We start from the raw sequence: 24,299 nt of genomic DNA, 5'->3' as shown, positions 1-24,299 counted from the left end.
TACAGCAAAATAAAAAACCAGGAGTCAACATTCTTCATGTTTTGACGACTGATTACACATTATCTATAAAACACTTATATAGAATAACTCTCTTTTTCATACAATACAATATATTATACTACAGTTTCGTCAGTAAGATTTGCCAAAAAAATTATTCTTTTCTTATTTTATATCTATATACCATATATCAGCAATGTATTTTCGTAAATTTCTAATACATACTCGTTCATTGTAAGATTGCTGGGAAAAGTGTTGTACATATAGTAGGATGCAAATGAAGAAATAAGATGATAAAAAGCTCGCATAAGCGAGCTTTTTATTAATATACAGATGTATTATTTTCTGACGTATTTTCTAAAATTTCTTTTACACGTCCTAAGAACTTACCACAAATTAGGCCATCTAGTACACGGTGGTCAAGTGATAAACATAAGTTAACCATGTCGCGAGCACCGAACATACCGTTATCCATAATTACTGGGCGTTTTACAATTGATTCAACTTGTAAAATAGCCGCTTGTGGGTAATTAATAATACCCATAGATTGAACAGAACCGAATGATCCTGTGTTATTAATTGTAAATGTTCCGCCTTGCATTTCGTCCGCTTTTAACGATTTCGTACGTACTTTTCCTGCAAGCTCTGTAATTTCACGAGCGATACCTTTAATCGTCTTCTCATCCGCGTGTTTAATTACTGGTACAAATAGTTCGTCCTCTGTTGCAACAGCGATAGAAAGGTTAATATCTTTCTTCTGAACGATCTTATCGCCAGCCCACATTGAATTGATTTGAGGATACTCTTTTAACGCTTGCGCTACTGCTTTTACGAAGAAAGCAAAGAACGTTAAATTAAAGCCTTCGCGCTTTTTGAAATCACCTTTAATTGAATTACGGTATGACACAAGGTTTGTCACATCTACTTCAATCATCATCCAAGCATGTGGCGCTTCGTGTTTACTACGTAACATGTTCGCTGCAATTGCTTTACGCACACCTGTTACTGGAATTTCGATATCGCCAGGCATTGTTGGTACAGAAACTGGTTTTACAGCTTCTACTTTTTGTGCTACTGGCGCTGCTTTTGGTGCTTCTGGACGCGCTTCTACTACTGCTGCTACCGCTTCCTCTTTCTTCGCACCTGCTTGCGGAATATTTCCAGATTCCACCAGCTTTAAAATATCTTTACGAGTGATACGGCCATTTGCTCCCGTACCTTCTACTAAATCTAAATCAACATTATGCTCACCTGCAAGTTTTAAAACAGCTGGTGAAAAACGTGGTTTTCCATCAGTTGGTTGTTTTGCTTTCGGTGCTTTTTCAGGCGTAGCTACTTCTGCCTTTGGTTCTTCTTTTGTTTTTTCCTCAACAGCTGTCGCTGCTACTTCATCTGCGCCTTCTACTTGAATAACACAAACTACTTCACCTACAGCTAACGTCTCACCTTCACCAGCGATTAATTCTTTCACAATACCAGTGAAAGAAGATGGCACTTCAGCATTTACTTTATCAGTCATTACTTCTGCAAGCGGATCATACTTGTTTACGTGATCGCCAACATTAACGAGCCATTTACTAATTGTACCCTCTGTAACGCTCTCCCCGAGCTGAGGCATTGTGATATTTTCTACAGCCATGTATAGTCCCCCCGATTAAAATTCCGCAAGTTCACGCATTGCTTTTTCAACTTTATCTGGATTTACCATAAAGAATTTTTCCATTGTTGGTGCATATGGCATTGCTGGAACATCTGGACCTGCAAGACGTGCGATTGGCGCATCTAAATCAAACAGACAGTTTTCAGCGATAATAGCTGCCACTTCACTTATAATACTTCCTTCTTTATTGTCTTCTGTTACAAGAAGAACTTTACCTGTTTTAGAAGCCGCTTCAATAATTGCTTCTTTATCTAACGGATATACCGTTCTTAAATCAAGAATGTGTGCAGAGATTCCATCTTGTGCTAACTTTTCAGCTGCTTGAAGAGCAAAGTGAACACATAATCCGTAAGTGATAACAGTAATATCATCACCTTCGCGTTTTACATCTGCTTTTCCTATTGGTAATACATAGTCATCTTCTGGCACTTCACCTTTAATTAAGCGATATGCACGCTTATGCTCAAAGAATAATACTGGATCTTCATCACGAATTGCAGCTTTTAATAAGCCTTTTGCATCATATGGTGTAGAAGGGATAACAATTTTTAAACCTGGTTGGTTTGCAAACATCGCTTCTACAGATTGTGAATGATACAATGCACCGTGAACACCGCCGCCAAATGGCGCACGAATTGTAACTGGACAAGTCCAATCGTTATTAGAACGATAACGAATTTTTGCTGCCTCAGAAACAATTTGGTTTACTGCTGGCATGATGAAATCAGCAAACTGCATTTCAGCGATTGGACGCATACCATACATTGCCGCACCAATTGCTACCCCAGCAATTGCAGATTCTGCAAGCGGTGCATCAAGCGCACGATCTTCACCAAATTGATCATACAAACCGTGTGTCGCTTTAAACACGCCACCTTTTTTACCAACATCTTCTCCTAAAACGAATACTTTCTCATCGCGTTCCATTTCTTCGCGCATTGCTAATGTAATAGCATCAATATAAGACATTACAGCCATGAAACGTTCCCCCCTATTCTGCGTATACGTGCTTCAATGCATCTTCAGGTGCTGCATACGGAGCATTTTCTGCATATTCTGTTGCTTCATTTACGATATGCATAATTTCGTCTAACATTTGTTTTTCAAATTCCTCAGTTAACACGCCAGCTTCTTTTAAATAAGCTGCAAATGTTATAATTGAATCTTTTTTCTTTGCTTCTTCTACTTCTTCTTTATCACGATAAACACGATCATCGTCGTCACTAGAATGTGCTGTTAAACGATATGATACTGTTTCAATTAAAGTTGGGCCTTCACCACGACGGCCGCGGTTTGCTGCCTCTTTTACAGCTTTATATACTGCAAGCGGATCGTTTCCGTCTATTGTATATCCAGGCATACCGTAACCAATTGCACGGTCTGATACGTTTTTACATGCTAATTGTTTTTCAACTGGAATAGAGATTGCGTATTTATTATTTTCACACATGAAAATAACAGGTAGTTTGTGTACACCAGCAAAGTTTGCTCCTTCATGGAAGTCACCTTGGTTTGAAGAGCCTTCTCCGAATGTAACGAACGTTACTAAATCTTTCTTCTCCATTTTTCCAGCTAGTGCAATACCAACTGCATGTGGTACTTGCGTTGTTACTGGTGATGAGCCTGTAACAATACGATTTTTCTTTTGACCGAAGTGACCAGGCATTTGACGACCACCAGAGTTTGGATCTCCAGCTTTTGCGAAAGCAGACAACATAAGCTCTTTAGCTGTCATACCAAACGCTAGTACAACACCCATATCACGGTAGTATGGTAATGCATAATCTTTCTCTCTATCAAGAGCGAACGCCGCTCCAACTTGTGCAGCCTCTTGTCCTTGACAAGAAATTACGAATGGAATTTTACCTGCACGGTTTAATAACCACATACGTTCGTCAATTTTACGTGCAAGTAACATCGTACGGAACATTTCTAATACTTGCTCATCACTTAAGCCAAGCTCTTCATGGCGCTTTTCTTTTACTTCTGCCATTTTTCATAACCTCCTAAATCCACATTTTTATGCGTGTAACGCTCTTCCATCTACAGCAAGTGCAGCTTCACCAATCGCCTCAGATAATGATGGATGCGGATGAATTGTATGTGCTACTTCCCAAGGTGTTGCATCAAGTACTCTTGCAAGACCAGCTTCAGAAATCATATCTGTTACATGTGGTCCGATCATATGAACACCGAGAATGTCATTTGTTTCTTCATCAACTACAAGTTTTACAAAACCGTCTGATTCTCCGTATACAAGTGCCTTTCCGATTGCACGGAATGAGAACTTACCTACTTTTAACTTATAGCCTTTTTCTTTTGCTTCTTGTTCTGTTAAGCCGACAGAAGCAACTTCTGGACTACTATATACGCATTTTGATACCATAGAATAATCAATTGGTGCAACTTCTTTACCAGCGATATGTTCTACTGCAACAATTCCTTCATGAGAAGCAACGTGAGCAAGTTGCAAGCCACCGATTACATCTCCAATTGCGTAAATATGAGATTCCTTCGTTTGATAAAACTCATTTGTTTGAATGTATCCTTTTTCCACAACAATATCTGTGTTCTCTAAGCCCATATTTTGCGTATTCGCTTGTCTTCCTACAGATACAAGCATTTTTTCTGCTTTAAATGCTTTGTTCTCACCGTTATGTTCAGCTTGAATTGTTACTCCATTATCTTTTACCAATGTTTCTGGTAATACTTTTGCACCAGTTACCACTTTAATACCTTTTTTCTTGAATAGACGTTGCATTTCTTTTGAAACGTCATTATCTTCTAGTGGTAATATGTTTTTCGCATATTCTAATACAGTAACTTCTACACCGAAGTCAGCAAGCATAGATGCCCACTCAATACCAATTACACCGCCACCAACGATAATGATTGAGCTAGGAAGCGTTTCCATTTTTAGGGCATGATCCGAAGACATTACATACTCTCCGTCTAACTCTAATCCTGGTAATGAATTTGGACGAGAACCTGTTGCAACAAGTACATTTTTTGGAATTAACATTTCATTCTCTTCTCCACTTGCAAGTTCAACTGAAATTGTACCTGGCATTGGAGAGAAAATAGATGGGCCAAGAATACGGCCAATACCTTCAAACACATCAATTTTACCTTGTTTCATTAAATGCTGAACGCCTTTATGAAGCTGCGTTACAATCTTCTCTTTACGCTCTTGTACTTTAGCAAAGTTTAGTTCTACATTACTTGCAATAACTCCGAACTCTTCTCCTTTTTTAGCAGTTGCGTATACTTCCGCACTACGTAAAAGAGCTTTACTAGGAATACATCCTTTGTGTAAACAAGTACCACCAAGATTTTCTTTTTCAACAAGTGCAGTTTTTAACCCTAGTTGTGATGCACGAATAGCAGCAACATATCCACCAGTACCGCCGCCAACGATGACTAAATCATATTCTCTTGCCATTATCTCAACCCCTAGCTACTGTTTGTTTTTCTCGTACAATATATTCTTTTGGAGCTTCTTCTTCACGTAATACACGAAGTGCTCCTTCTGCTAACGCTTGTAATTCATCTTCTCCTGGATGTACGATAACATCTGCAATCCAGTGAACACGTTCTTTTATTTCATCGACAAGAATTTTACTGTACGCAAGTCCACCAGTTAATACGATTGCATCGATTTTCCCGTGAAGTACAGCACTAGCTCCGCCAATCTCTTTTGCAACTTGATACGCCATTGCTTTATAAATAAGAGTTGCTTCAGGATCACCTTTTTCAACCATTTGTTCTACTTTAATTGCATCGTTTGTACCGATAAGACTTACAAGTCCACCTTGTCCGACAAGTTTTTTAACCATTTCGTCTCGGTAATACTCACCAGAAAAACACATTTCAACTAATTGTCCTACTGGTACTGTACCAGCACGCTCTGGACTAAATGGTCCTTCTCCGTTTAAGCCATTATTAACATCGATAACTTTTCCTTTTTTATGAGCACCAACTGTAATACCACCGCCCATATGTGTAACTAATAAATTTAAATCCTCATATTTGTGATTTAATTCATCTGCTACTTTACGAGCAACCGCTTTTTGGTTTAATGCATGGAAAATACTTTTACGTTCCATACCAGCAATACCGCTAATACGAGCAATCGGTTCCATTTCATCTACAACGACAGGATCCACAATGAATGCAGGAATGTTTAATCCAGAAGCGATTTCATATGCTAAAATGCCTCCAAGGTTTGAAGCGTGATGACCGCTAAACCCATTTTTTAAATCTTCTAACATCGCATCGTTTACTGTATACGTACCGCCTTCGATTGGACGAAGTAATCCACCACGCCCACAAACAGCGTTTAATTTTGAAATGTTAATACCATGAGAATGTAGAACTTCTAAAATCGTTTCTTTACGAAACTCATATTGGTCGATAATTCGCTTATATTTTCCAATCTGTTCTACGTCATGACGAATAGTTTCTTCTAGAACGGGTCTTTCATTATCAAAAACACCAATCTTTGTGGATGTACTACCTGGGTTAATAACAAGAATTCGATTTACAGACAATGTTGCTACCTCCACTAATAAATTTAAAAGGAAGTGGAAACCTCATAAGAGGTAACCACACCTTTTGTAAAAGTTATATATGAATGATTAGCGACGGCTAATAATGTCGTGACCGTTGCGTAAGTATGTGCTACGAGAGTTTTTCAAGCTTGCAATGCGCTCTTCAGCTAGACGATCTGCTGCTACATAAGTTGCTATGCCATCGCGTTTTGAAATTTCGATTACTTTTGCAATTGTGTCATAAATAGACTCAACACGTTTTAATGCACGTTCTCTATTGTATCCATATAATTCGTCTGCTACGTTAATTACGCCACCTGCATTAATAACATAGTCTGGTGCGTATACAATACCCATTTCATGAATAAGGTCGCCGTGACGATCTTCTTTTAATTGGTTATTTGCAGAACCAGCGATTACTTTTGCTTTAAGTTGTGGAATAGTTTCATCATTAACTGTTGCGCCTAATGCACATGGTGCGTAAATATCACATTCAACACCGTAAATTTCATTTGGCTCAACTGCTGTTGCACCGAATTCTTCTACTGCACGTTGTACAGCTTCTTTATTAATATCTGTAACGATTAATTTTGCTCCTTCAGCGTGTAAATGTTTGCATAGGTGATACGCTACGTTACCAACACCTTGAATAGAAATTACTCTTCCTTCTAGGTTATCTGTACCAAATGCTTCTTTTGCAGCTGCTTTCATACCACGGTAAACACCGTATGCAGTTACTGGAGATGGGTTACCAGAAGAACCGAATGATGGTGAAATCCCTGTTACAAAATCAGTTTCCTCATGGATAATATCCATATCATCTACTGTTGTACCAACATCTTCAGCTGTAATGTAACGTCCGTTTAGTCCTTGAATGTAGCGTCCTAATGCACGGAACATCGCTTCGCTTTTATCTTTACGTGGATCACCGATAATTACTGTTTTTGCACCACCTAAGTTTAAACCAGCTGCTGCATTTTTGTATGTCATCCCTTTTGCAAGACGCAATGCATCTTCAATCGCCGCTTCTTCAGAATCATATGTCCACATTCTTGTTCCACCAAGAGCTGGTCCAAGTGTTGTATCATGGATTGCAATGATTGCTTTTAAACCAGATTCTTTATCTTGACAAAATACCACTTGCTCATAATCATATTTTTCTAAGTATTCGAAGATTTCTAATGTCATTGTCGTTTCCCCCTAATTGTTTTACCCTATTTGGTTTATTTTGAAGCAGTCGCAACTGCCAATGCTAATGAATATACTTTTGTTTCTGCTGAATCAGCACGTGATGTTAAAACAATCGGTGCTTTAGCGCCAGCAATCATCGCTCCTACCTTTGCATTTGCAAAATAGACGAGTGATTTATATAGCACATTTCCAGCTTCAATCGTTGGGACGAGTAAAATGTCTGCCTTACCTGCTACATCACTTACTATGCCTTTATGTTCTGCTGCAATTTGTGATACTGCATTATCTAAAGCAAGTGGTCCATCAACGACACAATTTTTAATTTGTCCGCGGCGATTCATTTGAGTTAACATCGCTGCATCAATTGTCGCTTGCATCGCAGGATTAACAACCTCTACCGCTGCAATTGGCGCTACCTTTGGCAAATCAATTCCTATTGCCTGGGCAACTTCTACAGTATTTTGTATAATAGCAGCTTTTTGTGTTACATCAGGTGCAATGTTCATCGCTGCGTCTGTAACAAAAATAAGACGATCGTAATTTGGAACTTCAAACGCTGCAACATGTGAAAGCACGCTGCCCTTACGAAGTCCCCACTCTTTATTTAATACAGCTTTCAAAATATTTGCTGTTGGGATGTTCCCCTTCATTAGCACATCTGCTTCGCCATTGCTTACAGATTTAACAGAAAGTTCTGCAGCCTCAGCACTTGACGCTGCTGCAATCACTTCAATATGTTCTGAAGTTTGTAACCCATGCTCTTGTAGCATCCCTATTATTTTCTCTTGATTTCCATATAGACGAAATTGAGCTAGCTGTAACTTGATTGCTTTCGCTACAGCTTCAATTACTTCATGATCTTCAGCTACTGCTACAGCCACAGTTTTTTTAGGCTGTCCTGCTGCTTGATCAATTAAGTGTTCTAACTTCATATTTTGTAATCAACCCTTTCCGTCGTCCCTCGTCTATTCATTAAGCAAATACCGTGCCAACTTTCAAAAGTGGTCTTACCAATAATGAAAACGCATTCAAAATGCAGTAAAATCAATACTTTGAAAAACAACGAAATATTCTGTCTCGTTTTGTCGCTTTTTGTATACCACGCAATAAATTGCACGGTATGCAATTTATTGCGTGCTATTTTTTGCACAGTCATACTTTTCTAGCTTGTAATATAAGTTTCGAACTGAAATTCCTAACGCTTTTGCAGTCTTCGTTTTGTTCCCATCAAATTTCTCTAAATATTCACGGATAATATTCCCCTCAAATTCTGTCACTAGGTGTTCAAGGGCCTTCTCTTCTAATTCAGGTAATAAATTATTTTGTTTCGTCTCTACTTGTTCTTCTTTATGTAAAGGCGGTAAATGATGTACATCAATATATATTTCGTTATAATTCATAAAGATAATAGCTCGTCCTAAAATATTTTCAAGTTCCCTAACATTCCCTGGCCATTCATATGATTGCAAATACGAAACGGCTGAATCGGTGAGTCCTTCTACATTACGACCATAATCTTGATTAATTTTTTGAATTAACCTTTCTGCAATCGCTGGTATATCTCCTTTACGCTGACGAAGGGAAGGAATTTGAATCGGGATTTTATTTAAACGATAATATAAGTCCTCTCTGAACTCTCCTTCTAGAATGCCCTTTTCTAAATTCACATGTGTTGCTGCAATTACCCGGACATTAATAGGTATCGCTTTCGTTCCCCCTACTTTCACAATTTCTTTTTCTTGTAGCACACGAAGGAGCTTCGCTTGCGTATTTGCAGATAACTCTCCGATTTCATCTAAAAAAACACTTCCATTATTCGCTTCTTCAAAGAATCCTCGTTTCCCGCCTCTTTTCGCTCCAGAAAACGCGCCTTCCTCATAACCGAATAATTCACTTTCTAATAAGGTCTCAGAAATAGCAGCACAGTTTACTCGTACAAACTTATTGTATTTTCGATTACTACTGTTATGAATAGCGTGTGCAAATAACTCTTTCCCCGTACCAGATTCCCCTCTAAGCAATACTGTTGCCGGTGTATTCGCTCCAAGTTTTGCTTGTTCAATAGCTGCCGTCGTTTCATCTGAATCACCAACAATATCATCAAATGAATATTTTGCTTCTAACGTTCGAATAATTTGTCTTGCCCTATTCAATTCATTTGTTAACTTTTGAATTTCTGATACATCGCGAATTACCCCGACGCTCCCTTTCAATATTCCATCGACAATAACCGGTGCTACGTTTACAATTACATCTCGCTTTTTTTGCCCAATCTTCATATGTATTCCTCGTACCGCTCGGCGCGTCCGAAGTACTTTCATATGCATACTTTCACCTTCCACAATATCAGTTGTAGCCGGCTTCCCAATAATTTCTTCTTCAGTCAAACCCGTTAACTTCGTATAAGCAGGGTTTATAACTAGTCCTCTTCCTTTCTCATCAACAACCGAAATTGCTTCCTCAGATGAGTTAATAATCGCCTCAAGTAGCGTTTGAATTTCTTTTAAGTCTGTAACTTCTTCCGCTAAATCTACAACTTCTGTAATGTCTTTAAAAATCGCAAATGCCCCTTGAACCTCTCCACCTTCTTTTAATATCGGAATACGCGTTGTAATAATCTTTTTTTCATTCTCTAACGTCAGTTCATGATTCACTTCTATTTTTTTCGTGCGTATAATACGAAGCAACTTACTCGTTGGAATAACTTCTAAAATATATTTCCCTATTGCTTCCTCTTTTTTATATCCAGTAATACGCTCTGCGCTTTTATTAAACAGACGAACTTGTCCCTCTTGGTCTATAACAATCATACCGTCATGCGTTGAATTTAAAATTAAATTCCCTTGTTGCGTCTGTTCTTCTAGCTTTCCAATTAAGCTTTCCTTCTCATGCGCTAGTCTCGTAACAATTTTTGCAATATCCCCTGGTATAAGAAGGGTGTCTTTATGCTTGCTTCCCAATAAAACTTTATGTAAATCATAATCACCTGTCATATCAAACATTACATCAATATGCATAGAAAGAAACGGAGTTACACTATCACCAATCGGAACCCCATATTCCTTTGCGATTTGTAATCCTTTCGCAATTGGATTACTATCAATAACTCCTATAATTTGAAATATATTCGAATTTTGCAACAGACTCAGCAGTGTACTCCCACCTTCACCTGCTCCAACAATTAACACATTTTGTTTCATACATTACACTTCCTCTCGAAGTATCTCTGCAAAATTTTTCACATTCTTATCTTACTCGTTCAGCAACCTCTTGACAAACCCCCATTCCATATAACATCATTAAAATACACAAAATAATCTGAAAAGGAGCGTTATGTATGCAGCGTTACCTCGCTCTATTATTAGCACTCATCCCCATTTCATTAGCCGTGCTTGGTATTAAACTAATGAGAGATACTGTATTTGGGATTTTGTTCTCCCCAATCCCTATATTATGGTTACAATTTTTAATCGGCGCTCTTTGCTTCGCACTCGGGTTTTATATCTTCGGCGGCTTCGTCTTACACAGAGATCGTAAGAGAAATAAAGTACAAGCACGCTTCAGAAGATAAAACAAAGTTTTCACATATCATAAATAAAAAATGAGACCATTATATTAGGTCTCATTTTTTTATCGGTAATAAAGTTCTTGCTGTTTCAGGATAATCAGTAATAATCGCTGATATATTCATATCAAAATATTTACGCATAAGCGTTTCTTCATTTATCGTGTAAGGACGAACCTCCACACCACTTCCCATCGTTAATTCAGCGATAGCATCTTGAAGATAACGATAATTCGGATGTACTGCAGTAGCACCCATCTTTTTTGCATATGCCCACGGGCTATGCAAACCTTCACGATACAAAATAGCTGTTTGAATATCAGGAGCCATCATATGACATCGCTTCATACTGTAGTGATTAAAAGAAGAAAACACAATCCGATCCTCTAGACTAAACTTACGTACAAGTGTTATAACCTCTTCTTCTAAACCTCTGTATGGGATTTTATTATTTTTCAGTTCAATATTGAGTAGCAATTTCGTTTTTGCGAGCCATTCTAACACCTCTTCTAGAAGAGGTATTTTGCAAAAACCTACTTTGTCACCGAATTTATAACTCGCATCCAACTTACATAAATCCTCATATAAATAATTTCGAACCGCACCTTTTCCATTTGTTGTCCGATCCACCGTTTCATCATGAATAACGACAACTTTTCCATCTTTCGTGAATTGAACATCGAGTTCAATTCCATCTGCCCCGAAAGCCTCTGCTGCTTCAAATGAAATCATTGTATTTTCCGGATACGTTCCCGCCGCACCACGATGCGCAAATATAAGAGTCATCCTCACTCCCCCAATCTTATGCTATACTATACGAAAAAGGAGGTACTTCTATGAGACCATTACAAATTTCTCCAGACACTGCAGTCCGCCTATCAAAAGCGTTAGGTGTTCCACTTGAACAACTTATGCATATGCCACAGCATATTTTAATCCAAAAGTTAGTTGAATTAGAAAAACAAAATAAAGACGAAGAATAATATAGTCCTGTTTTGCAGGGCTTTTTATTATCATCTATTATATCATGGATGACTTCCCCGCTAAAATCCTTTAACAGATGTACTACGATGCGATTTAGCCTTTACTTCATCATTTAATAATGAATTATATATCTTCTTTTTTGTTACAAGTCATAAAGAAAGCAGAATATTTATTCACAAGTCACCATTGCCCCCTTAAAGCAAGGTAATAAAAAAACTAGAAGCCCTTCATATTATTTTTTATTGAATGTGCGGAGTATCCCCTGATTCGTATAGTTCTTTCGCTTTTTCCTCCCCGAATGTAGTTAAAATATAATGTTGCTCTTCTACCGCATCCATCGCTCTAGTGGCTTTACAAACATTACCCTCTTGAGCATCCGAGAAAAAATTGTGATCTTCTACAATTTTACTAAAATCTTTTTTCGCCCATCTATCAGCAATTGCTACAAGCTCATTTTTCTTCGCAAAACTACTCTTATTTATGATTTTTTTTAATTTTTCAGCGTTATTTTGAATCATTGGGATGGATCCCGATTTTCGTTCTGCCACTACTTTTTGATGAGTCATGTGATACATCGCTGTAATGACTTCGCTTTCAGTAGAATTTTCAGTAACATACACATCAACAAAGACTCCATCTACCTCTCTACCTACTATCGTTGGGTCTTCTTTTTTATCTATTTGAGCACTCACTTCTTTATCTACTGGATTATCGGCAAGCTCTAACATTCCAAATGTAACTGCAACAGCAAGAACTCCCATAGCTGCTACTATTCCTAGCCAAGTTAATATTTTGTTTTTCATTTTCCTTCTCCCTCTGTATACCTATTTAATTACCTTAAAAAACTCACTTATATGTAATATTACTAAAAACAGGTTTTATTTTCCATAATATCAAACAACCCTTTTTATCTACCCAAATAATTTTGATAAAATCGATATCACTTCTCCCTCTTTTTCTCAACAAAATAAAAAGACCAACGAATTCTAAAATTCATTGGTCATTAAATAAAAGTTTATTGGTTTTAAAATTGATATCGAGTATAAATTTCAAGAATTATTAAGCTCTACTAAAACTTAAATCCCTTACTACTTTTCCTCTCAGCTAGCCTTATGTTCAAGTCTTAGCTTATCCGCAACCATTGCGATGAACTCAGAATTCGTAGGTTTTGCTTTTGACATGGATACAGTATAACCAAAAGCTTTAAACGTTGATATGTAGACGTTTCTAACATTTTCTTTTCGTCCAATAAATACGCTAAATTTCACGCCCTTTATTGGTTTAGTTTTTCCTAATTCATTGGTAACATTACGTTACTAATGTGTATAAGAATATGATACATAACCACAGGGGCAAACGTCAATAAAATTAAATGACATTCGTGTACTATTATTCATTTCATCAACTATCTGATACGACTTTATCTCAAAATATAAATCAATGTATAGATGATTGACGATTCTTAATCATTTCTAATGGAACTTGAACACTCCCATAAGATACGCCACAAGTGAAAATATGTCCTATCATACTCATTATAGCTTCATGTTTTTCTTTTTCAGTTTTGGACTTATTATTCAGTATCGTATCTATCATTTCTTCGCATTGTTTAGATTTCACCATTGCTTCAGCTTGAATCTGTTCAAAAATTTCTTTTTCATTTCCCTCATAATTGTTTAACATTCTTAGAATTTCTGAAACCTTTGCATCCATGTTACTAACTCCTGTCAGTTATTTTAGAATTTAACTAATCTCAGTTTATAACGCCATTCCAAACATCGACATCTTTATCATCTAAAATTGCCTTGATTTTATCTTTCTCAAAAACTACCAGATATTCATAAGGTAAGGCTAAAACTTGAATAATTGAAGGTCTAATTTTTAATAGCTGATATGCGTAAAATGCTTCTAATTCATCTTCTGTTTCTTCGACAGGACCGATATACCAACCAGAATCACCTTTTTCACAATCACTAGCCCTTTGTAAATAAACCTCATCTAGTTGCAACACGTTCTTTGCAGTCACTATTTTATCGCTAAACTTTATCATTTCACCCTCAATATTTAACTGACGTAAACAATGTACTTGTTCTAATTGCACCCATAAAGCAATTGTTAAATCTTCTGTAGTATCCTTAAAAGGATTTTTTGTATAATCTGGGACAATAATACGATACCCATCTTCACATTTGGATAGAATAAAAAGAGACCAGCCAACTTGTATAGAAAATCCATCAACTAATTTGTTATCTTCTACTTTAGTTAGCAAATATAATAATTTTTCTATTTGAGGGCTTAAATGTTCTTCTGCTGTAGCTATTATATTTTTACCACCTATATTTTTAACTATTGTTTTCAATTGACTGCAACCTCTTTTTTATTGATTTTCTCAAAGCTTTTCTAGCCGTTACTTCACGTTCTAACATTTCAAATATTTCTTTCTCGTTTCCCTCATAATTGTCTAACATTCTTAGAATTTCTGAAACCTTTGTGTCCATGTTACTAACTTCTATCAGTTATTTTAGAACTTTCTTTTACATATTTGCCTCTGAATCCCATACCTCTACAAATTCAAAACCTTCTAAATCACTCTCTAAAACTACATTTCTAAATTCGTCAGACACTAAAACAGTAGAGGAGTGTAATCTTTGATTTAAATAGGTTTTAAATATTATCTGCCCCTCAACTATATTAGGTAAAAATGCGTATTTTTCGAAACCTATTATTAATCCTGTACTTAGTTTTTCAAAAACTGCTTTATTGTAGTCAATTGCATCAATTGTATTTAAAACGTTTATTAGGTAATAAACTTCACCTGTAACATCATGGGTTAGCGGAAGGAACTCAACATTATTACAAATTAGAGGTTCTAATACCTCTTTTGCTTTTCTACTAACCATTGGCGTGCCAAGTTCCCCCCAGAACATAGGACAATCACTATGGTTATCTCCTTCTACACATTCAACAAGAATTTCTCCCCATGAATCAGATAGCTTTATTGCCAAATCAATTTTTTCATCAAAATATTTTTTACGGTCTTCTTTCAAATTTAATAGTTGAAAAGATTTATAGTTATCAAATAAACTTTTTAATTGCCAAATTTTCATACCTTTTACTCCTTTATAATTCAATTAGTAAAACAATTAAGATTATTTAGGTTGATTTAGTTTTAAACTACCGTCCAATTACTAGAAGTATAATTAAATTCATATAGATGTTCTAATTTTTCTTGCAGTTTTTTCCTCATGACAGTAAAAAGATTCGCCATAGCGTCCATACCTGGGATTGGCATAGCTTGACTGATGGCTTCCATACTTGCTTTCATTCGGTCAATTTCTCGAATTTGTTCTAATATTTCTTGTTCGATTACATCTGTGGAAGCGACTTGTGATTGAAATTGACTTGGAAAAGCATCATTCTGACGAATTAACTCTTCACACAGATAAATGATTCCTTGTGCTAAAGGACGAAAGGTTTGTACAAAAAATGATTTTGCACTGCTATACGTTTGCCCTTGTAACACAGTATCAATTGCAAAAGCGTCAATCGACTGAATGGCTTGTTCCATACCTTGAATAGTAGCAGTACATACAGCGTTCATGCTTTGAGTTTGGTTTTGTACTTCTCCCAAATACATATTTAAACTCATGCGTTATCCTCCCTTGCTAGTTGTTGCTATTGATAGGAAAAATCATTTTTCACTCGAACCATAATACCCCTTCTTTTCCTAGTATTTCATAAGGAAATTATACCATGCTTAATTATTGCACCGTTCTAAACACTTGGCTTTTTTTAATAAAAATTTAATATGCCTCCTTTCAAAATATACCCTTCCTTAACTTCTCCTTGGCAGACTCAAGGATTCGCCTCACTTTCTCAGGGTGATTTATACCGTATAAACATCCTAAATCTCTATATGATAAATGTGGGCTTTCGAAATACGTTGTTATTAAATTTGCTTCAGTATTATCACAATACTGTTCTATAATATTGCGAAGATAATTAGCAATCGTTGTTTCACTAATGGTCTTTCCATAATCAGTTCTACGTGTTGGATAATTAATTTGTTCACTAGCTGTATTAGATGCAAATGTGTATTTACCACGTTCCCTTAAATATTTAATATACGTCCGAATATGAAGAGGTTTTACCTTATCAACATCCGTAACTTTTAATTCTCTTTCTAAATATGAAGCAAAAAGTTTTCAACATTCATCTGAAAGTTATTCATACAACAAAAAAACCGCCTAGCTATTGGGATTAAAATTTCAATCCAATAAATAGAAGGTTTTTAAATTAACCGCCAATTACCTATGTACTTTATTGCCTACATACGTAATTCGTTGGTTATTAAATTTTGTTATGAAATACGCTTAACACCTTGATATTACAGCGTTTACGAAGCCTTATGTTCAAGTCTTAGCTTATCCGCAACCATTGCGATGAACTCAGAATTCGTAGGTTTTGCTTTTGACATGGATACAGTATAACCAAATAAGGACGAAATAGAATCAATATTCCCACGGCTCCAAGCTACTTCAATTGCGTGACGGATTGCGCGCTCGACACGGCTTGCTGTTGTATTATATTTCTTTGCAATATCTGGATATAATACTTTCGTAATAGATCCTAGTAATTCGATATCATTGTACACCATAGAGATTGCTTCTCGTAAGTACATGTACCCTTTAATATGAGCGGGTACACCAATTTCATGAATGATACTTGTAATACTCGCATCTAAGTTTTTCGGTTTTCCATCGATCGTTGTTGCTGATCGGAAAGATGGTAATGGACGTTTAATAGTAGCACTTTCCTTACCACTAACTTGACGAATATGACTTGTTAAATTCTCCATATCAAATGGTTTTAATATGAAATATGATGCCCCTAAATCAACCGCTTTTTTCGTCACATCTTCTTGTCCGAATGCTGTCAACATAATAACGCTAGGTTGTCTTAACCTTTCAATATGTCGCATTTTCTCTAGCACAGCTAGACCATCTAAATGTGGCATAATAATGTCTAAAACGAGTATATCAGGCTGCTTTTCTTTCAATAAGTTTAAACATTCTTGACCATTGTAAGCAATTCCGATAACTTCCATATCATCTTGGGCAGCAACATAACTCTCTAGCATCGATACCAATTCTTTATTATCATCCACAAGACATACTTTAATTTTCTCCACAGTTTTTCCTCCCTTACCGAATCGATTCTTCCGACATGTGTAAGCTTCTAGGCTACATGAATTGTTCGACAATTGTGTGAAAATTCCCTTTAAAGTTTCTTACTTTCCGATAAAATCACAAAAAAATATGTTTATCGTTCATTTTTTTACTTTCGCAACACATTCCATCATAGAATTACAGCGAAACGTTCAACCCTTTGCTTATATCTTACAACAAAAAACAGCTCTTGCGGAGCTTTTACAAAATTTCAACGAATTTTTCAAAAGAAAAGCGAGCTAATATGTATTAGCTCGCTTTTTTCTCTTGATCATAAATATTAATTCCAGCCTCATGTAACATCCATTCAATATGAACACCGTATCCTGACGTTGGATCATTTACAAATACATGTGTAACCGCACCAATTACTTTCCCATTTTGTACAATCGGACTTCCACTCATTCCTTGTACAATACCACCCGTTTTTGCTAGTAAACGTTTATCTGTCACTTTTATAACCATACCTTTTGTAGCCGGGAACTTTTGTGGTACCGTACTAACAACTTCAATATCAAACGCTTCCACCTTATCTTGATCAATAACTGTTAATATTTTCGCTGGCCCTTCTTTTACTTGATGGGATAATGCGATAGGCATTGCTTTATCCATTATGCCGTTTGTCATATCTGTGTTTAATTTCCCAAAAATACCATACGGGCTATTTATTGTAATATTACCAATCACTTCACGATCCGGTGAAAATCTTGCTAATTTTTCTCCCGGGTTCCCGTGACTTCCTCTTTCAATAGACGTTACTGTCGAACGCATAATTTGTCCATCTTCTACTTGAATTGGCTTTTTTGTATCATTATCGGAAATCACATGACCAAGCGCTCCATATTTCATGGAATCTGGATGTACAAATGTCATCGTTCCGATACCAGCTGCTGAATCACGAATATACAGTCCAATTCGGTAAGAGGATTCACCATTGTCTTTTTGTGGTGTTAGCTTAGCACGAATATATTTTCCATCTCTTAATAAAACAAGATTGAGCGGTTCACCTGTTTCTCCACTATTATGAATAAATGGTGCTACATCACTCATTCTTTCAATTGTTTTACCATTGATTTCAGTAATCATATCTCCAATCTGTACACCAGCTGTTTCACCAGGAGATACTTTACCCTTTTCAGTTTGAATTAAATGATGGCCTACAACAAGTACACCTTTTGTGTTCAATTTTACACCAATCGATTGTCCACCTGGAATAACTTTAAAATCTTTTAATACTTTCACATTTACTTTTTTCACTGGAAAACCAGCAAGTTGAAACACCATATCAGCTTCACCATTTTGGTGAGAATTTACCATAAGTTCTTGTTCATTTGAACTTACAGTAAATACATTACGATTTGTAGATGCAGCCTTAAAAACTGGTAATGATGCTATTTCTGATTGTTGTCCTTCAAAAACAACAAGTTGCTTCGGAGATGAAATAAACGTTCGAAGCGGTTTAAAACATCCAATAAAAACTAGAGAAACAAGGAGACAAAGACCTATTATTTTTCGAAATCTTTCTAATTTCAATTTGTTCACTCTCCTCGCTCCTACCCCACATTCAGCCTCTTGGCTTCACTTTTTAATCTCTCCTTGCAGCGCTTTATTTATAACCGGAAGAATTAAGAAATCGTCATTTGAGAAAAAAAAGCTATCCATTACTGGATAGCCTCTGCTGTCTGTTTGAAATGATGCGCTTGCGTAAGTAACTCTTTCGCATGCTCTGTCGTTAAATCTGTAATTTCAACACCAGAAATCATTCGAGCAATTTCTGTTACTTTTTCATCCGTACTTAACACAGTAACCGATGTAATCGTACGATCATTCGCCACTTGTTTTCTAATAAATAAATGAGAGTCCGCCATTGAAGCTACTTGAGGTAAGTGCGTAATACAAAGTACTTGCGAGTTTACTGATACACGATAAATTTTTTCCGCAATAGCCTGTGCAACCCGACCACTCACACCCGTATCCACTTCATCAAAAATAACAGATGCAACACCTTGATGCTTAGAAAAAATGCTTTTTAAAGCTAAAATAATACGAGATAACTCTCCGCCAGAAGCGACCTTTGAAAGTGGCTTTAACGGTTCACCCGGATTCGTTGAAATATAAAATTCCACATGATCGTAGCCATCCGCCGTAAGTTTTACCGGTGTTCCTTCCACGAGAGGTTCTTCTACATTTCCTACCCTCTTCATAATTCTCACTTCAAATTTCGTTTTTTCCATATATAGTTCTTTTAATTCTTGATGAATAGCGCTTGTAAGATGATCTGCAAGCTCATGACGCATAGTACTTAACAACGTTGCTTCTTTTACAATAACACCTTCTAATTTCGTTAACTGCTTTCTCGTCGTTTCAATATGTACGTCTTTATTTTCAATCGTAAAAATTTCTTGTTCAATTTTATCAGCATACGCTAAAATCTCTTCTACAGTATTTCCATACTTTCTCTTTAACATACGGATTTCATTCAAACGTGTTTCAATTTCATCTAGACGTTTCGGATCATATTCCATCATATCTAATTTTTCTCTAAGCTGGTATGCAACTTCTTCTAATAAGTAATAACTATTTGCAATAGAATCATGATTTTCTTGATACGCTTCATCTAAGTGCGTAATACTCTCCATTTGTCCCATTGCATTTCTTACGTGATCCAATCCCTGTCCGTCTCCACTTAACGAACGATACGCATCTCCTAATGCTTTATAAATCTTTTCAAAATTGGAGATTTTTAATCGTTCCTCAGTCAATTCATATTCTTCATCCATTTTTAAATCCGCCTTACGAATTTCTTCATGTTGGAATTGAATTAAATCTAGACGATGGGCCATTTGTTGTTCATTTTCACTTAAAGATTTCAGCTGTTTTTTTAACTTCTCATAGTCTGTATATACATTTTGATATATGCCCAATTGTTTAACAATGCGATTTCCATCAAAATGATCAAGCATAAACATATGACGCTCTTCATTCATTAAATCTTGTGTTTCATGCTGTCCATGAATATCAACTAGCGTTTTTCCAATCTCTTTTAATATGCTGAGTGTAACAAGTTTCCCATTTACACGACAGACACTTTTTCCGTTCGCAGCGATGTCACGCTTCAAAATAATCATGCCATCTTCTATTTCTATATCTAACTCTTCTGCCTTTGCGATACATGGATGTTTGTCATCTTCTACATAGAATAAGCCTTCTATCTCAGCCTTTTCTGTTCCATATCGAACAAATTCTGCTGAACCACGGCCACCAACAAGCAAACTAATTGCATCAATAATAATGGATTTTCCAGCTCCTGTTTCACCACTTAAAACGGTTAAACCTTTTTGAAAAGAAATATTTAATGCCTCAATAATAGCAAAGTTTCTGATCGATAATTCCGATAACAATGCCCCATTCACCTCGTTATAAACTAATCCCCTATTAAGGGCTTTTCTCAGTATTCTTCATTCAAATAGTTATACTATATGTTTGTATGTATAAATTACTCTTCTAACCCGCTCCATTGTACCAAACATTCGTTTTACGGGTCAATCCACCTATTTTCTAACTTCATTCAAAAAAAATAATGTATTGTATTTGAAAATCCGTATTTTTCGCCAATAAAAATATCTTGTTTACTTTCCACTTTACAGAGGAAAGTAAACAAGATTTTTCTGTTAAAGCATATTTAAGAAACGATCAGAGACAACACCTGTATCTTCAGGTGTACGGCAAATAATTAAGCAAGTATCATCACCACAAATGGTTCCGACAATCTCATCCCACTCTAAATGATCAATGAGTGCCCCAAGTGAATGAGCGTTACCAGGCAATGTTTTTAGCACAAGCATATGTCCTGCCGTGTCTAATTTTACAAATGAATCCACTAGATTTCGTTTTAATTTTTGCAACGGATTAAATCGTTGATCTGCTGGCAAGCTATATTTATAGCGGCCATCATGTAATGGCACCTTCACTAAGTGCAGTTCTTTAATATCGCGCGATACTGTTGCTTGCGTTACATTAAACCCCACATTACGTAAAATATCAACTAGTTCATCTTGTGTTTCAATTTCTTTGTTAGCAATAATTTCCCTGATTTTAATATGGCGCTGACCTTTATTCATACATTTGCACCTCACACTATCTCTTACCATAGTTTAAACATTGGTATACTTCATTTATTTATGTTACCGTATAATCCATTACTTGTACACAATTGTTTTTACAATCATTATACGATTACAACAAAAAGAGGAACAACATATGTTATTCCCCTTTCCCTTTTTGTTTTAGAACATCATGTGCTTCTGTAACAACTTGCTCAATAGAAACCGGAGAATGATTTTCGCCATTCTCACGCTCACCGTGCCACTTTAGATGAATTAAAAATTCAATATTTCCATCCCCGCCTGTAATTGGTGAGAATGTTAAACCTTCGATATTATAGCCTTCCTTAAGAGCAAAATCGACAATCATTTCCACGACAGCTTCATGTACTTTTCTATCACGAACAATGCCTTTTTTCCCGACTTGTTCTCGTCCAGCTTCAAACTGAGGTTTAATCAATGCAGCTACATCACCATTTGGCATAAGCATTGTTTTTAAAACCGGCAATATAAGCCTTAATGATATAAATGAAACATCAATACTTGCAAACTGCGGTAAACCACGCTCTAAATCTGCCGGTGTCACGTAACGGAAGTTCGTTCGTTCCATCACAACAACACGCTCATCTTGACGCAATTTCCACGCAAGTTGATTATATCCTACATCTAATGCGTAGGATAACTTCGCCCCATTTTGAAGCGCACAGTCTGTAAAACCACCAGTTGATGAACCAATATCTATCATAACCTTATCTTGTAAATCAAGTTGAAATGTTTCTAATGCCTTTTCAAGCTTATAACCACCACGGCTTACATACGGCATGACTTGCCCTTTCACCGTAATCTCCGTATCTTGTGAGATTTTCTCCCCTGGCTTATCGAGTCTCATTTCATTCGCATATACAAGACCTGCCATAACAGCACGTTTAGCCTTCTCACGCGTTTCTATAAGCCCTCGCTCTACTAATAGTACATCTACTCTTTCTTTTTTTACGCTCATTTGTTACGCCCTTTTTTGTTTTGATGGAATCATTGTATGAATACGGTCTACAACAGCATCTGTTGTTAAACCAATTTCTTCTAACAGTTTTGTTACACTACCATGCTCTATGAAGCGATCAGGAATACCCATTCGTTCAATTAAAGCACTATGGTATCCGTTCTCAGAAGCAAATTCAACTACTCCCGTTCCAAAGCCACCGATTAAACAAGCCTCTTCAATCGTTAAAATCGGTATATTTTTCCCTAAAAGCTCATGTAAATATGCTTCGTCCATCGGCTTAATAAAGCGAGCATTCACTACTTTCACTGATATTCCAGCTTGTTCAAGACGCTCAGCTGCTTCCATTGCCATCGGGATTGTCGTACCAAACGTTAAAATTGCTGCTTGTGTGCCTTCTTTTAACGTTTCCCATGTACCGATTGGAATCGCCTTTAATTCTTCATCCATTTGAACGCCAAGTCCATTTCCGCGTGCATAACGTAAAGCAATCGGCCCATCTTCGTATTGCATCGCTGTATATACTAAATGTTGACCTTCATTTTCATCTTTCGGCATCATAAGCACCATATTCGGCAAGTGACGTAAAAACGCGATGTCAAATACACCTTGATGCGTTTCACCGTCTGCTCCTACTAATCCAGAGCGATCTATTCCAATAAAAACGTTTAAATTCTGGCGACAAATATCATGAACAACTTGGTCATATGCTCTTTGTAAAAATGTTGAATAAATTGCTAAGAACGGCTTCATCCCTTGTGTTGCCATACCAGCTGCCATTGTTGTAGCATGCTGCTCTGCAATACCTACATCAATCATGCGATCCGGAAATTCTTTTTGGAATTTCTCAAGTTTCGATCCAACAGGCATTGCAGGCGTAATTGCAACGATACGTTCATCCGTTCTCGCTAGCTTAAGCACTGTTTCACTAACAACAGCACTCCATGCTGGTGCAACTTCTTTCGGTTTAACGAAGTCACCTGACTCAATTTTATACGATCCTGTTCCATGCCAAGTTCCAATAACGTCACTTTCAGCTGGTTTATAACCTTTTCCTTTTTTCGTAATAACATGAACAAGTACTGGGCCTTTTGTTTTCTTTGCATATTGCAACGTTTCGAATAACTTTTCATAATCATGCCCATCGACCGGACCTAAATATGTAAAGCCTAATTCTTCAAAAAAGACGCCTGATACTAGTAAATATTTTAGACTATCTTTTATTTTCTCTGCTGTCGCAGCAACTTTCCCGCCGACTGCTGGGATTTTCTTCAATATATACTCTAGTTCATCTTTTACCCAATGGTACTTCCCTGCGGTACGTAAACGACCAAGTACATTATGAAGTGCACCGACGTTTGGTGCAATTGACATTTCATTGTCATTCAAAATAACAATCATGTCCGTTTTTTCATGCCCAATGTGGTTCAATGCCTCTAAAGCCATTCCGCCTGTTAATGCACCATCGCCAATGATTGGTATAACGTATTCTTCCGTTTTCTTTAAATCACGTGCTAGAGCCATTCCCATTGCAGCAGATAACGACGTTGAACTATGACCAGTTTCCCAAACATCATGCTCACTCTCACAGCGTTTTGGAAAACCACATAGACCTTGGTATTGCCTTAATGTGCCGAATTCTTTCGCACGCCCTGTTAAAATTTTATGTACATAGGATTGATGTCCTACGTCCCATAAAAACTTATCTTTCGGACTATCAAATAATTTATGCAGAGCAATTGTGAGTTCTACTACACCTAAATTAGGTGCAATATGTCCACCTGTTTGAGAGAGCTCTTCAATTAAAAACTTACGAATATCCTCACTCAACCCCTCTAGTTCACTGATAGACATATCTTTCAAAAAACTAGGGTTTTGAATTTGCGTTAGATCCACATGGATCACTCACTTTCATTTCATAATCTGTCAACATGTCAAATATTATAAGAAACATTTACACAACACAAGAAATTATCTTTTCTATTCTTTTTATCTTGTCCTGCTTTCAGAAAACACTTCCA

The 24,299-nt window shown here is 36.6% G+C and carries 22 protein-coding genes and 2 pseudogenes; 2 read left to right on the top strand and 22 right to left on the bottom strand.

Translation table 11 applies throughout. The features are described 5' to 3' along the window. Positions 1–319: 319 nt before the first annotated feature. The 8 genes from BG05_RS11105 to BG05_RS11070 form a co-directional block, all read right to left on the bottom strand. The gene (locus BG05_RS11105; protein WP_002184993.1) at positions 320–1,636 is read right to left on the bottom strand and encodes a dihydrolipoamide acetyltransferase family protein; all 1,317 of its coding nucleotides are present in this window, start codon (positions 1,634–1,636) and stop codon (positions 320–322) included. 15 nt (positions 1,637–1,651) lie between these two features. Further along, entirely contained in the window at positions 1,652–2,635 is a 984-nt protein-coding gene (gene bfmBAB / locus BG05_RS11100) for a 3-methyl-2-oxobutanoate dehydrogenase subunit beta (RefSeq protein ID WP_000290070.1), read from the bottom strand. Between the two features lie 13 nt (positions 2,636–2,648). After that, entirely contained in the window at positions 2,649–3,650 is a 1,002-nt protein-coding gene (gene bfmBAA / locus BG05_RS11095) for a 3-methyl-2-oxobutanoate dehydrogenase subunit alpha (RefSeq protein WP_002167697.1), read from the bottom strand. Between the two features lie 27 nt (positions 3,651–3,677). Further along, a complete protein-coding gene (gene lpdA / locus BG05_RS11090; RefSeq protein WP_002015090.1) occupies positions 3,678–5,099 on the bottom strand; it encodes a dihydrolipoyl dehydrogenase in 1,422 nt (473 codons plus the stop codon). A gap of 4 nt (positions 5,100–5,103) precedes the next feature. Continuing rightward, the gene (gene buk, locus BG05_RS11085; RefSeq protein ID WP_002088555.1) at positions 5,104–6,207 is read right to left on the bottom strand and encodes a butyrate kinase; all 1,104 of its coding nucleotides are present in this window, start codon (positions 6,205–6,207) and stop codon (positions 5,104–5,106) included. A gap of 87 nt (positions 6,208–6,294) precedes the next feature. Beyond that, positions 6,295–7,395 (bottom strand): leucine dehydrogenase, encoded by a 1,101-nt coding sequence (locus BG05_RS11080; protein WP_002015088.1) that lies wholly within the window; start codon positions 7,393–7,395, stop codon positions 6,295–6,297. Positions 7,396–7,430: 35 nt separating this feature from the next. After that, on the bottom strand, positions 7,431–8,330 hold the full coding sequence (gene yqiS / locus BG05_RS11075) for a phosphate butyryltransferase (RefSeq protein ID WP_002033959.1): 900 nt from the start codon (positions 8,328–8,330) through the stop codon (positions 7,431–7,433). A 195-nt stretch (positions 8,331–8,525) separates the two neighbouring features. After that, positions 8,526–10,598 carry a sigma 54-interacting transcriptional regulator gene (locus tag BG05_RS11070; protein WP_002167695.1) on the bottom strand — a complete coding sequence of 691 codons (2,073 nt, stop codon included), beginning with the start codon at positions 10,596–10,598 and terminating at the stop codon, positions 8,526–8,528. 137 nt (positions 10,599–10,735) lie between these two features. Between BG05_RS11070 and BG05_RS11065 the strand changes: the two genes are divergently transcribed. Beyond that, a complete protein-coding gene (locus BG05_RS11065) occupies positions 10,736–10,969 on the top strand; it encodes a DUF2627 domain-containing protein (protein WP_001190193.1) in 234 nt (77 codons plus the stop codon). A gap of 51 nt (positions 10,970–11,020) precedes the next feature. Here BG05_RS11065 and BG05_RS11060 read toward each other — a convergent pair whose 3' ends face one another. Further along, a complete protein-coding gene (locus BG05_RS11060) occupies positions 11,021–11,749 on the bottom strand; it encodes a glycerophosphodiester phosphodiesterase (protein WP_002033957.1) in 729 nt (242 codons plus the stop codon). Between the two features lie 50 nt (positions 11,750–11,799). On the opposite strand from BG05_RS11060, the gene BG05_RS29480 reads away from it, so the two are divergent. Further along, positions 11,800–11,946, top strand: coding sequence for a YycC family protein (locus BG05_RS29480; protein WP_001247671.1), 147 nt, complete (start codon positions 11,800–11,802; stop codon positions 11,944–11,946). Positions 11,947–12,186: 240 nt separating this feature from the next. On the opposite strand, the gene BG05_RS11050 is transcribed toward BG05_RS29480, so the two are convergent. The 13 genes and pseudogenes from BG05_RS11050 to dxs form a co-directional block, all read right to left on the bottom strand. Continuing rightward, entirely contained in the window at positions 12,187–12,750 is a 564-nt protein-coding gene (locus tag BG05_RS11050) for a PRK06770 family protein (protein WP_002167694.1), read from the bottom strand. Positions 12,751–13,047: 297 nt separating this feature from the next. Continuing rightward, positions 13,048–13,146: pseudogene (locus tag BG05_RS31500) on the bottom strand (sporulation initiation factor Spo0A C-terminal domain-containing protein); the annotation flags it as partial. Positions 13,147–13,384: 238 nt separating this feature from the next. Next, entirely contained in the window at positions 13,385–13,660 is a 276-nt protein-coding gene (locus BG05_RS11045) for a hypothetical protein (RefSeq protein WP_002129035.1), read from the bottom strand. Between the two features lie 40 nt (positions 13,661–13,700). Next, complete coding sequence (locus BG05_RS11040; protein WP_002167693.1) at positions 13,701–14,306, bottom strand: immunity protein Imm33 domain-containing protein; 606 nt, start codon at positions 14,304–14,306, stop codon at positions 13,701–13,703. Continuing rightward, positions 14,290–14,445 (bottom strand): hypothetical protein, encoded by a 156-nt coding sequence (locus BG05_RS31045; protein ID WP_002129038.1) that lies wholly within the window; start codon positions 14,443–14,445, stop codon positions 14,290–14,292. Before BG05_RS31045 ends, BG05_RS11040 begins: the two co-directional genes overlap by 17 nt. 36 nt (positions 14,446–14,481) lie before the next feature. After that, positions 14,482–15,054: an imm11 family protein gene (locus tag BG05_RS11035; RefSeq protein WP_002138281.1), complete on the bottom strand. Its 573-nt coding sequence runs from the start codon at positions 15,052–15,054 to the stop codon at positions 14,482–14,484. 77 nt (positions 15,055–15,131) lie between these two features. Further along, positions 15,132–15,596: pseudogene (locus BG05_RS11030) on the bottom strand (ribonuclease); the annotation flags it as partial. A gap of 747 nt (positions 15,597–16,343) precedes the next feature. Next, complete coding sequence (gene spo0A, locus BG05_RS11025) at positions 16,344–17,138, bottom strand: sporulation transcription factor Spo0A (protein ID WP_002015081.1); 795 nt, start codon at positions 17,136–17,138, stop codon at positions 16,344–16,346. A 286-nt stretch (positions 17,139–17,424) separates the two neighbouring features. Then, on the bottom strand, positions 17,425–18,717 hold the full coding sequence (gene spoIVB / locus BG05_RS11020) for a SpoIVB peptidase (RefSeq protein ID WP_002015079.1): 1,293 nt from the start codon (positions 18,715–18,717) through the stop codon (positions 17,425–17,427). Positions 18,718–18,836: 119 nt separating this feature from the next. Next, the gene (recN, locus tag BG05_RS11015) at positions 18,837–20,576 is read right to left on the bottom strand and encodes a DNA repair protein RecN (RefSeq protein WP_002088564.1); all 1,740 of its coding nucleotides are present in this window, start codon (positions 20,574–20,576) and stop codon (positions 18,837–18,839) included. A 270-nt stretch (positions 20,577–20,846) separates the two neighbouring features. Next, entirely contained in the window at positions 20,847–21,296 is a 450-nt protein-coding gene (argR, locus tag BG05_RS11010) for an arginine repressor ArgR (protein WP_002015076.1), read from the bottom strand. Positions 21,297–21,438: 142 nt separating this feature from the next. Continuing rightward, the gene (locus BG05_RS11005; protein ID WP_002015074.1) at positions 21,439–22,278 is read right to left on the bottom strand and encodes a TlyA family RNA methyltransferase; all 840 of its coding nucleotides are present in this window, start codon (positions 22,276–22,278) and stop codon (positions 21,439–21,441) included. A 3-nt stretch (positions 22,279–22,281) separates the two neighbouring features. After that, complete coding sequence (gene dxs, locus BG05_RS11000; protein ID WP_002129043.1) at positions 22,282–24,174, bottom strand: 1-deoxy-D-xylulose-5-phosphate synthase; 1,893 nt, start codon at positions 24,172–24,174, stop codon at positions 22,282–22,284. Positions 24,175–24,299: the final 125 nt, after the last annotated feature.

The organism is Bacillus mycoides, from assembly GCF_000832605.1.
GTDB lineage: Bacteria > Bacillota > Bacilli > Bacillales > Bacillaceae_G > Bacillus_A > Bacillus_A mycoides.
The sequence above is the reverse complement of the archived record's forward strand: the minus strand, read 5'-3'. Positions and strand labels throughout refer to the sequence as shown.

What these genes read in the sequence shown, in the direction of transcription:
- BG05_RS11070 (WP_002167695.1), bottom strand. Translation starts at nt 10,598, where the DNA reads ATGAAACAAAATGTGTTAATTGTTGGAGCAGGTGAAGGTGGGAGTACA.
- argR (WP_002015076.1), bottom strand. Translation starts at nt 21,296, where the DNA reads ATGAATAAAGGTCAGCGCCATATTAAAATCAGGGAAATTATTGCTAAC.
- bfmBAA (WP_002167697.1), bottom strand. Translation starts at nt 3,650, where the DNA reads ATGGCAGAAGTAAAAGAAAAGCGCCATGAAGAGCTTGGCTTAAGTGAT.
- BG05_RS11035 (WP_002138281.1), bottom strand. Translation starts at nt 15,054, where the DNA reads ATGAAAATTTGGCAATTAAAAAGTTTATTTGATAACTATAAATCTTTT.
- BG05_RS11060 (WP_002033957.1), bottom strand. Translation starts at nt 11,749, where the DNA reads ATGACTCTTATATTTGCGCATCGTGGTGCGGCGGGAACGTATCCGGAA.
- bfmBAB (WP_000290070.1), bottom strand. Translation starts at nt 2,635, where the DNA reads ATGGCTGTAATGTCTTATATTGATGCTATTACATTAGCAATGCGCGAA.
- BG05_RS31045 (WP_002129038.1), bottom strand. Translation starts at nt 14,445, where the DNA reads ATGGACACAAAGGTTTCAGAAATTCTAAGAATGTTAGACAATTATGAG.
- BG05_RS11050 (WP_002167694.1), bottom strand. Translation starts at nt 12,750, where the DNA reads ATGAAAAACAAAATATTAACTTGGCTAGGAATAGTAGCAGCTATGGGA.
- yqiS (WP_002033959.1), bottom strand. Translation starts at nt 8,330, where the DNA reads ATGAAGTTAGAACACTTAATTGATCAAGCAGCAGGACAGCCTAAAAAA.
- BG05_RS11045 (WP_002129035.1), bottom strand. Translation starts at nt 13,660, where the DNA reads ATGGATGCAAAGGTTTCAGAAATTCTAAGAATGTTAAACAATTATGAG.
- BG05_RS29480 (WP_001247671.1), top strand. Translation starts at nt 11,800, where the DNA reads ATGAGACCATTACAAATTTCTCCAGACACTGCAGTCCGCCTATCAAAA.
- BG05_RS11065 (WP_001190193.1), top strand. Translation starts at nt 10,736, where the DNA reads ATGCAGCGTTACCTCGCTCTATTATTAGCACTCATCCCCATTTCATTA.
- BG05_RS11005 (WP_002015074.1), bottom strand. Translation starts at nt 22,278, where the DNA reads ATGAGCGTAAAAAAAGAAAGAGTAGATGTACTATTAGTAGAGCGAGGG.
- BG05_RS11080 (WP_002015088.1), bottom strand. Translation starts at nt 7,395, where the DNA reads ATGACATTAGAAATCTTCGAATACTTAGAAAAATATGATTATGAGCAA.
- lpdA (WP_002015090.1), bottom strand. Translation starts at nt 5,099, where the DNA reads ATGGCAAGAGAATATGATTTAGTCATCGTTGGCGGCGGTACTGGTGGA.
- BG05_RS11105 (WP_002184993.1), bottom strand. Translation starts at nt 1,636, where the DNA reads ATGGCTGTAGAAAATATCACAATGCCTCAGCTCGGGGAGAGCGTTACA.